The 9,368-nt window shown below is 59.2% G+C and carries 6 protein-coding genes and 1 pseudogene; 6 read left to right on the top strand and 1 reads right to left on the bottom strand.

What is annotated here, in order from left to right:
* Window positions 1-41: 41 nt before the first annotated feature.
* Window positions 42-1,331 carry a citrate synthase gene (gene gltA / locus BBF94_RS18735; protein WP_007959044.1) on the bottom strand — a complete coding sequence of 430 codons (1,290 nt, stop codon included), beginning with the start codon at window positions 1,329-1,331 and terminating at the stop codon, window positions 42-44.
* Window positions 1,332-1,695: 364 nt separating this feature from the next.
* Between gltA and sdhC the strand changes: the two genes are divergently transcribed.
* The 6 genes and pseudogenes from sdhC to odhB all read left to right on the top strand — a co-directional run bounded on the left by sdhC (window position 1,696) and on the right by odhB (window position 9,293).
* Window positions 1,696-2,070, top strand: a complete 375-nt coding sequence (gene sdhC / locus BBF94_RS18730) for a succinate dehydrogenase, cytochrome b556 subunit (RefSeq protein WP_011333113.1) — start codon at window positions 1,696-1,698, stop codon at window positions 2,068-2,070.
* The gene (gene sdhD, locus BBF94_RS18725) at window positions 2,064-2,432 is read left to right on the top strand and encodes a succinate dehydrogenase, hydrophobic membrane anchor protein (protein ID WP_055137329.1); all 369 of its coding nucleotides are present in this window, start codon (window positions 2,064-2,066) and stop codon (window positions 2,430-2,432) included. The genes sdhC and sdhD overlap by 7 nt, the downstream gene beginning before the upstream one ends.
* Before the next feature lie 3 nt (window positions 2,433-2,435).
* Window positions 2,436-4,207, top strand: a pseudogene (gene sdhA / locus BBF94_RS18720) (succinate dehydrogenase flavoprotein subunit).
* An 11-nt stretch (window positions 4,208-4,218) separates the two neighbouring features.
* Entirely contained in the window at window positions 4,219-4,923 is a 705-nt protein-coding gene (locus BBF94_RS18715; protein WP_065260469.1) for a succinate dehydrogenase iron-sulfur subunit, read from the top strand.
* A gap of 272 nt (window positions 4,924-5,195) precedes the next feature.
* Window positions 5,196-8,027, top strand: coding sequence for a 2-oxoglutarate dehydrogenase E1 component (locus tag BBF94_RS18710; RefSeq protein ID WP_065260466.1), 2,832 nt, complete (start codon window positions 5,196-5,198; stop codon window positions 8,025-8,027).
* Window positions 8,028-8,069: 42 nt separating this feature from the next.
* Entirely contained in the window at window positions 8,070-9,293 is a 1,224-nt protein-coding gene (gene odhB, locus BBF94_RS18705; RefSeq protein WP_065260465.1) for a 2-oxoglutarate dehydrogenase complex dihydrolipoyllysine-residue succinyltransferase, read from the top strand.
* Window positions 9,294-9,368 lie beyond the last annotated feature (75 nt).

Here is a 9,368-nt window from a genome sequence, read left to right as displayed (position 1 = left end):
CGTTTCCGATACAAAGTTAAGACGCTATCGCAAGACAAGTCTTATTTGCGGTCTTCCAGCTTGGTGATATCCCGCGACTCGTAGCCGGTGTACAGCTGGCGCGGACGACCAATCTTGTACGGGCTGGAGAGCATTTCCTTCCAGTGCGAGATCCAGCCGACAGTACGTGCCAGGGCGAAGATCACGGTGAACATGCTGGTCGGAATGCCGATCGCCTTGAGGATGATCCCCGAGTAGAAGTCGACGTTCGGGTACAGCGAGCGTTCGATGAAGTACGGATCGGTCAGGGCGATCTCTTCCAGGCGCATGGCCAGTTCGAGTTGCGGATCGTTCTGGATGCCCAGTTCCTTCAACACTTCGTCGCAGGTCTGCTTCATCACGGTCGCGCGTGGGTCGCGGTTCTTGTAGACGCGGTGACCGAAGCCCATCAGCTTGAACGGATCGTTCTTGTCCTTGGCCTTGGCGATGAACTTGTCGATGTTCGAGACATCGCCGATTTCATCGAGCATGGTCAGCACCGCTTCGTTCGCACCGCCGTGGGCAGGGCCCCACAGTGCGGCGATACCGGCGGCGATGCAGGCGAACGGGTTGGCGCCCGAGGAGCCCGCCAGGCGCACAGTGGAGGTCGAAGCGTTCTGCTCGTGGTCGGCGTGGAGGATGAAGATCCGGTCCATGGCCTTGGCGAGCACCGGGCTGATCGGTTTGATCTCGCACGGGGTGTTGAACATCATGTGCAGGAAGTTTTCCGCGTACGACAGGTCGTTGCGCGGGTACATCATGGGTTGGCCCATGGAGTACTTGTAAACCATCGCGGCCAGGGTCGGCATCTTGGCAACCAGGCGGATCGCGGAAATTTCGCGATGCTGCGGGTTATTGATGTCAAGGGAGTCGTGGTAGAAGGCCGAGAGGGCGCCGACTACACCGCACATGACTGCCATCGGGTGGGCGTCGCGGCGGAAGCCGTTGAAAAAGGTTTTCAGCTGCTCGTGAACCATGGTGTGGTTCTTCACGGTGCCGACGAACTGGGCCTTTTGCTCTGCGGTCGGCAGCTCGCCGTTCAGCAGCAGGTAGCAGGTTTCCAGGTAGTCCGACTTTTCAGCCAGCTGTTCGATCGGGTAGCCGCGGTGCAGCAGGATGCCGTTGTCGCCGTCGATATAGGTGATCTTCGATTCGCAGGAAGCGGTCGACATGAAACCGGGGTCGAAAGTGAAGCGGCCCGTGGCCGTCAGGCCCCGAACATCGATTACATCGGGACCAACGGTGCCGGTTAAAATGGGCAGCTCGACGGGGGCTGCGCCCTCGATGATCAACTGCGCTTTTTTGTCAGCCATGTGGCCTCCTATTTATGCTTGAAATCATCAGACAGACCCCCCACGCAGGGCCCGCACCACTATAGTGAGATAAATTTGAATGTCAATTTGCCTAAAGTCTTGCTCCAGAAGGCTTTAACCGCACTTTTTCCTCGAAATTTCCCGCCATTTACGCCTTTTATGCAACTTGTGCAATCCGCTATTGGGGGTAGGCGAGTGCGTTGTCATTAGTAGCCTAACTGTCTATACTCGGCGACCGACCGCCAAGGGCTTTTGGGCTCGCTTTCATTGGGGGTCGCATCCCTGGGTGGTGGTTACCTGACCAGTGCACTCCCCAACAACTTTGCCCTGATTGTTAGGGGCTCTTCAGTGTGAAAAAAAAGCCGTGAAAAGCCAACGACCTGTAAACCTAGACCTAAGGACCATCAAACTCCCCATCACCGGCGTTACGTCGTTTCTTCACCGTGTTTCCGGCATCATCCTCTTCCTGGGCCTCGGCATCATGCTTTATGCATTGGGCAAATCCCTGGGTTCCGAGGAAGGTTATGTCGAGGTGAAGGCATGCTTGACCAGCCCGCTGGCCAAGTTCGTAGCATGGGGCCTCCTGTCCGCTCTTCTGTATCACCTGGTAGCCGGTGTGCGCCACTTGATCATGGACATGGGCATCGGTGAGACGCTGGAAGGCGGCCGCCTGGGCTCGAAATTGATCATCGCCGTTTCCGTGGTGCTGATCGTTCTGGCAGGAGTTTGGATATGGTAACCAGCGTTACGAACCTTTCGCGTTCGGGCCTCTATGACTGGATGGCACAGCGTGTGTCTGCGGTCGTTCTCGCGGCTTATTTCATTTTTCTGATCGGCTACCTCGCCGCGAACCCTGGCATTGGCTATGAGCAATGGCACGGTCTGTTCGCCCACAATGCGATGCGTATCTTCAGTCTGCTGGCTCTCGTTGCCCTGGGCGCTCACGCCTGGGTCGGCATGTGGACCATTGCGACCGATTACCTGACGCCCATGGCGCTGGGCAAGTCGGCGACTGCAGTACGTTTCCTTTTCCAGGCAGTATGCGGCGTCGCGATGTTCGCTTACTTCGTCTGGGGTGTGCAGATTCTCTGGGGTATCTGATTCATGGCTAACATTCCAACGATTTCTTTCGACGCCATCATCATTGGTGGCGGCGGTGCCGGCATGCGCGCAGCGCTGCAGCTGGCGCAGGGCGGTCACAAGACTGCCGTGATCACCAAGGTCTTCCCGACCCGTTCGCACACCGTATCCGCCCAGGGCGGCATCACCTGCGCCATCGCGTCGGCCGACCCGAACGATGACTGGCGCTGGCACATGTACGATACCGTCAAGGGTTCCGACTACATCGGTGACCAGGACGCTATCGAATACATGTGTCAGGAAGGCCCGGCTGCCGTTTTCGAGCTGGACCACATGGGTCTGCCGTTCTCGCGTACCGAAACCGGCCGTATCTACCAGCGTCCGTTCGGCGGCCAGTCGAAGGATTACGGTAAAGGCGGGCAGGCTGCCCGTACCTGCGCCGCTTCCGACCGTACCGGTCACGCGCTGCTGCACACCCTTTATCAGGGCAACCTGAAAGCCGGTACCACGTTCCTGAACGAGTACTACGCTGTCGATCTGGTGAAGAACGACGCAGGCGACTTCGTCGGTGTTATCGCCATCTGCATCGAAACCGGCGAAACCACTTACATCCGTTCGAAAGCCACCGTGCTGGCGACCGGCGGTGCAGGCCGTATCTACGCTTCCACCACCAACGCCCTGATCAACACCGGTGACGGTATCGGCATGGCTCTGCGCGCAGGCGTGCCGGTGCAGGACATCGAAATGTGGCAGTTCCACCCGACCGGCATCGCCGCGCCGGTGTACTGGTTACAGAAGGCTGCCGTGGTGAAGGTGGTTACCTGATCAACAAGCACGGCGAGCGTTTCATGGAGCGTTATGCTCCGAACGCCAAAGACCTCGCTGGTCGTGACGTGGTGGCCCGCTCGATGGTCAAAGAAATCATCGCCGGCAACGGTTGCGGTCCGAATGGCGACCACGTAATGCTGAAACTCGACCACCTGGGCGAGGAAGTGTTGCACAGCCGTCTGCCGGGCATCTGCGAACTGTCGAAGACTTTCGCCCACGTAGACCCGGTGGTTGCTCCGGTTCCGGTCGTTCCGACCTGCCACTACATGATGGGCGGCGTTGCCACCAACATTCATGGTCAGGCGATCACCCAGGACGCCGATGGCGTGGACAAGATCATTCCGGGTCTGTTCGCGGTCGGTGAAGTGGCTTGCGTATCGGTTCACGGCGCCAACCGTCTGGGCGGCAATTCGCTGCTCGACCTGGTGGTTTTCGGCCGTGCTGCCGGCCTGCACCTGGAGAAAGCGCTGACCGATGGCATCGAGTACGACGACGCCACCGAAGCCAACATCGAGGCTGCCCTGGCACGCCTGAGCGCGCTGAACAACCGTACCGACGGCGAAGACGTCGCTACCCTGCGTCGGGAGCTGCAAAGCTGCATGCAGAACTACTTCGGCGTATTCCGTACCGGCGAATACATGCAGAAGGGCATCGCCCAGCTGGCTGAACTGCGCAAGCGCATCGCCAACGTGAAGATCAACGATAAGTCGCAGGCGTTCAACACTGCACGTATCGAAGCGCTGGAGCTGCAAAACCTGCTGGAAGTGGCTGAAGCTACCGCCATCGCTGCCGAAGAGCGTAAAGAGTCCCGCGGCGCTCACGCCCGTGAAGACTTCGAAGACCGTGACGACGAAAACTGGCTGTGCCACACCCTGTACTTCCCGGGTGAGAAACGTGTCGCCAAGCGTGCCGTGAACTTCTCGCCGAAGACTGTTCCGACTTTCGAACCTAAAGTCCGGACTTATTAAGGGTGACCGCCATGTTGAAAGTCAGTGTTTATCGTTACAACCCTGATCAGGACGCTGCGCCGTTCATGCAGGAATTCCAGGTCGATACCGGTGGTAAAGACCTGATGGTGCTGGACGTGCTGGCCCTCATCAAGGAGCAGGACGAAGGTTTCTCCTATCGTCGCTCCTGCCGTGAAGGCGTCTGCGGCTCCGACGGCATGAACATCAACGGCAAGAACGGCCTGGCGTGCATCACGCCGCTGTCCGCTGTCGTGAAAGGTAACAAGCTGGTCATTCGTCCGCTGCCAGGTTTGCCGGTTATCCGTGACCTGGTCGTCGATATGAGCATCTTCTACAAGCAATACGAGAAGGTTAAGCCATTCCTGCAGAACGACACGCCGGCTCCGGCCATCGAGCGTCTGCAGTCCCCTGAAGAGCGTGAGAAGCTCGACGGTCTGTACGAGTGCATCCTGTGCGCCTGCTGCTCGACCTCTTGCCCGTCCTTCTGGTGGAACCCGGACAAATTCCTGGGCCCGGCTGCACTGCTGCAAGCGTATCGCTTCCTGGCAGACAGCCGCGACACCAAGACGTCCGAGCGCCTGGCGTCCCTCGATGATCCGTTCAGCGTCTTCCGCTGCCGGGGCATCATGAACTGCGTCAACGTATGTCCGAAAGGCCTGAACCCGACTAAGGCCATCGGTCACATCCGTAACATGCTGCTTTCGAGCGGCGTGTGATTCAGAAGCTGTATCTGCCGTTGTAAAAAGCGGCACCGCTGCACCGTACAGGTCAAGGCGCGGGCTTCAACCCGCGCCCTGGCTATAACCAGAGCAACAGCCATAAGCTGCGGCTCTTATTTTGAAGAAATGAGACAAGCAGGGGCATCCGGGCTGGTACCCGGACTATCAGTGTGATCCTAAGTGGCTTGTTTTGGTCGCTGCATTCGGACTTCTGCAAGCTTGCTCGGTGTCGACACCGGTGGTGTTCCCCTAACCGAGGGTGACCAAGCATGCAAGAAAGCGTGATGCAGCGCATGTGGAACAGCGCCTACCTTTCCGGAGGTAACGCTGCCTATGTGGAAGAGCTTTATGAGCTCTACCTGCACGACCCTAACGCTGTGCCAGAAGAGTGGCGCAACTACTTCCAGAAGTTGCCTGCCGACGGCAACTCCTCCACCGATGTTTCGCACTCCACGATTCGCGATCATTTCGTGCTGCTGGCAAAGAACCAGCGCCGCGCCCAGCCGGTTTCCGCCGGCAGCGTGAGCACTGAGCACGAGAAGAAGCAAGTTGAAGTGCTGCGATTGATCCAGGCCTACCGTATGCGTGGCCACCAGGCAGCCCAGCTTGACCCGCTGGGACTGTGGCAGCGTCCTGCACCTGCAGACCTGTCGATCAATCATTACGGCTTGACCAATGCCGATCTTGATACGACCTTCCGTGCCGGCGACCTGTTCATCGGCAAAGAGGAAGCGAGCCTACGCGAAATTCACGAAGCGTTGCAGCAGACATATTGCCGCACCATCGGCGCTGAATTTACGCACATCACCGATTCCGAGCAGCGCCAGTGGTTCCAGCAGCGTCTGGAAAGCGTACGCGGCCGTCCGGAATACTCCGCCGACATCAAGAGCCACCTGCTCGAGCGCGTGACGGCCGGTGAAGGCCTGGAAAAATACCTGGGCACCAAATACCCGGGCACCAAGCGTTTCGGCCTGGAAGGCGGCGAAAGCCTGATTCCGATGCTCGACGAACTGATCCAGCGTTCCGGTTCCTACGGCACCAAGGAAGTCGTCATCGGCATGGCCCACCGTGGCCGTCTGAACGTGCTGGTCAACACCTTCGGCAAGAACCCGCGCGAGCTGTTCGACGAGTTCGAAGGCAAGAAGAAGGTCGAACTGGGTTCCGGTGACGTCAAATACCACCAGGGCTTCTCGTCCAACGTGATGACCGCCGGCGGTGAAGTTCACCTGGCCATGGCGTTCAACCCGTCCCACCTGGAAATCGTTTCCCCGGTGGTCGAAGGTTCGGTTCGTGCCCGTCAGGACCGTCGCAACGACGCGACCGGCGAGAAAGTACTGCCGATCTCCATCCACGGTGACGCGGCATTCGCCGGTCAGGGCGTGGTGATGGAAACCTTCCAGATGTCGCAGACCCGCGGTTTCCGGACCGGCGGTACCGTGCACATCGTGATCAACAACCAGGTCGGTTTCACCATCAGCAACCCGCTGGACTCGCGCTCCACCGAGTACGCGACCGACGTTGCGAAGATGATCCAGGCGCCGATCCTCCATGTGAATGGCGATGATCCGGAAGCCGTACTGTTCGTGACCCAGCTGGCCATCGACTACCGCATGCAGTTCAAGCGTGACGTGGTGATCGACCTGGTCTGCTACCGTCGTCGCGGCCACAACGAGGCCGACGAGCCAAGCGGCACCCAGCCGCTGATGTATCAGCAGATCACCAAGCAGCGCACCACCCGTGAGCTGTACGCTGATCGCCTGACCCAGGCCGGTGTACTGGACGCAGAGCGTGTCCAGGCGAAAGTCGACGAATACCGCAACGCGCTGGACAATGGTCTGCACGTGGTGAAGTCGCTGGTCAAAGAGCCGAACAAAGAACTGTTCGTGGACTGGCGTCCGTATCTGGGCCACACCTGGACTGCACGTCACGACACTCGTTTCGATCTGAAGACCCTGCAGGAACTGTCCGCCAAGCTGCTGGAAATTCCAGAAGGTTTCGTGGTTCAGCGCCAGGTCGCGAAGATCTATGAAGACCGCCAGAAGATGCAGGCCGGCGGCTTGCCGATCAACTGGGGTTATGCCGAAACCATGGCATACGCGACCCTGCAGTTCGAAGGTCACCCGATCCGCATGACCGGTCAGGACATCGGCCGCGGTACGTTCTCGCACCGTCACGCTGTTCTGCACAACCAGAAAGATGCGGGCACCTACGTGCCGTTGAAGCATCTGTTCGAGGGTCAGCCGCGTTTCGAACTGTACGACTCGTTCCTGTCGGAAGAAGCGGTACTGGCGTTCGAATACGGTTACTCGACCACCACGCCGAACGCGCTGGTGATCTGGGAAGCCCAGTTCGGCGACTTCGCCAACGGTGCGCAGGTCGTGATCGACCAGTTCATCACCAGCGGCGAGCACAAGTGGGGCCGTCTCTGCGGTCTGACCATGCTGCTGCCGCACGGCTACGAAGGCCAGGGCCCTGAGCACAGCTCGGCACGTCTTGAGCGTTACCTGCAGCTGTGCGCCGAGCACAACATTCAGGTGTGCATGCCGACGACTCCTGCGCAGATCTACCACTTGCTGCGCCGTCAGGTGATCCGCCCGCTGCGCAAGCCGCTGGTAGTGCTGACTCCGAAGTCGCTGCTGCGTCACAAACTGGCAATCTCGACGCTGGAAGATCTGGCCGAGGGTTCGTTCCAGACCGTTATCCCGGAAATCGATGCACTGGACCCGAAAAAGGTCGAGCGCGTGGTTCTGTGCAGCGGCAAGGTTTACTACGACCTGCTGGAAAAACGCCGTGCCGAAGGCCGCGAAGATATCGCCATCGTGCGTATCGAGCAGCTGTACCCGTTCCCTGAGGACGACTTGAAAGAAGTCCTGGCTCCTTACACCAACGCCAAAGCGGCCGTCTGGTGTCAGGAAGAGCCGATGAACCAGGGCGCCTGGTACTGCAGCCAGCACCACCTGCGTCGCAGCATCAGCAACCTCAACAAGTCTCTCGTACTCGAGTACGCGGGCCGTGAGGCTTCTGCTGCACCTGCATGTGGTTACGCATCGATGCACGCCGAGCAGCAGGAAAAACTGCTGCAAGACGCGTTTACCGTTTAACGCCTTCGCGCACCTGAAACCGAATTTAAGGAACCACAGACAATGGCTATCGAGATCAAAGCCCCCACTTTCCCGGAATCGGTTGCCGATGGCACCGTTGCCACCTGGCACAAGCAACCGGGCGACGCCGTCAAGCGTGACGAACTGATCGTCGACATCGAAACCGACAAGGTCGTCCTAGAAGTGCTGGCCACCGCCGACGGCGTACTGGGTGCAATCGTCAAGGGCGAGGGCGATACCGTCCTGTCCGACGAAGTCCTGGGCTCCATCGTTGAAGGCGGCGCTGCAGCCGCTGCTCCGGCTGCCGCTGCTGCTCCGGCCGCTGCTGCCGCTGCCCCGGCTGCTGCCGGCGCTGACGAAGATGCGATCGCTGCTCCGGCCGCTCGCAAGCTGGCCGAAGAAAACGGCATCAACCTGGCTTCCGTAAAAGGCACCGGCAAAGACGGCCGTGTGACCAAGGAAGACGTGGTTGCCGCTGTTGAAGCCAAGAAAGCCGCTCCGGCTGCCGCGCCTGCCAAGGCTGCTGCCCCGGCCGCTGCCGCTCCTGTGTTCGCTGCTGGCGACCGCATCGAGAAGCGCGTTCCGATGACCCGTGTTCGTGCCACCGTTGCCAAGCGTCTGGTAGAAGCCCAGTCCAACATGGCGATGCTGACCACTTTCAACGAAGTCGACATGACCGAAGTCATGGCCCTGCGTTCGAAGTACAAGGACCTGTTCGAGAAGTCCCACAACGGCGTGCGCCTGGGCTTCATGTCGTTCTTCGTGAAAGCTGCCACCGAAGCGCTGAAACGCTTCCCGGCGGTCAACGCTTCGATCGACGGCAACGACATCGTTTACCACGGTTATGCCGACATCGGCGTTGCTGTTTCCAGCGACCGTGGCCTGGTGGTTCCGGTTCTGCGTAACGCCGAACACATGAGCCTGGCTGAAATCGAAGGCGGCATCGCCACCTTCGGCAAAAAGGCCCGTGACGGCAAACTGTCGATGGACGAAATGACCGGCGGTACTTTCACCATCACCAACGGTGGTACCTTCGGTTCGATGATGTCGACCCCGATCGTCAACCCGCCGCAGGCAGCGATTCTGGGCATGCACAACATCATCCAGCGTCCGATGGCCATCAACGGTCAGGTCGTTATCCGTCCGATGATGTACCTGGCACTGTCCTACGATCACCGTCTGATCGATGGCAAAGAAGCTGTGACTTTCCTGGTGACCATCAAGAACCTGCTGGAAGATCCGGCTCGTCTGTTGCTGGATATCTGATAGAAGCAGTTGCGAGCTGCAAGCTTCAAGCTGCAAGTAAAGGCAGCTTGGCTTGTGGCTTGCGGCTTGAAGCTT

Source organism: Pseudomonas bananamidigenes (assembly GCF_001679645.1).
GTDB classification, from domain to species: Bacteria; Pseudomonadota; Gammaproteobacteria; order Pseudomonadales; family Pseudomonadaceae; genus Aquipseudomonas; species Aquipseudomonas bananamidigenes.
This window is presented reverse-complemented; position numbering and strand designations above follow the sequence as displayed.